Source organism: Gemmata algarum, assembly GCF_034097035.1.
Taxonomy (GTDB): Bacteria; Planctomycetota; Planctomycetia; order Gemmatales; family Gemmataceae; genus Gemmata; species Gemmata algarum.
In genome coordinates, this window is sequence record NZ_JAXBLV010000125.1 from 1 (window position 1) to 613 (window position 613).

Below are 613 nucleotides of genomic sequence, written 5' to 3' on the forward strand. Positions count from 1 at the left end.
CACGACCTTGTTCACGGTTTTGACCTCCACCCCAACGGTCGAGAGCTCAAAGAAGGTGATGAACGCCAGCGGCGCCCGCACCTTCTCCTCAATGTCGTCCCGCATCAACTTGTCAACTTCCGGATCGCTGTACCGCCGCCCGGGCTTGCCGATGGTGACGGTCCCGCCTGCGATCAGTGTGGTCGTCGATGTCGCCCCCTCAATTGAGATGTTGCCGCGGGCGACGACCACACTTTTGAACGCGCCCCCACCGATCCGCACATCGCCGTCGCAGATAACAACTGAATTACGGACGCCAAAATGATTACCATCGTGACTGTCCAATCCACCTGCCACCAGAACGAGCGAGCTCACCACTCCGGCTGTGCTGACCGAGCCGCGTGAAATCAGGATGTGGTGGCCGAAACCCTGCTTGGCCGTCAGGCCAGCAGCCTGAGTTCCGCCGCGCCGCGGCCCAGTTTCGGTCTCGTATCGCTCGGTCATGATCCAGAATCGCTCGGGCTGGAACGCCTTCTTGTAGGTCGGGAAGTCGAACAGCGCCGGGCACTCACGGGGCACGCGGTCCCGGGCCGTGTCCGCCCGGTCGAGCACGGCCTTACCGAGGGCCAGCGCC

Annotated in this window: 1 protein-coding gene; it reads right to left on the reverse strand. The window is 63.1% G+C overall.

Annotated elements, in window-relative coordinates; all coding sequences use genetic code 11:
- Nucleotides 1–613, reverse strand: a 613-nt coding sequence (locus R5W23_RS11325; protein WP_320686413.1) for a hypothetical protein, incomplete at both ends; no start/stop codon positions are given.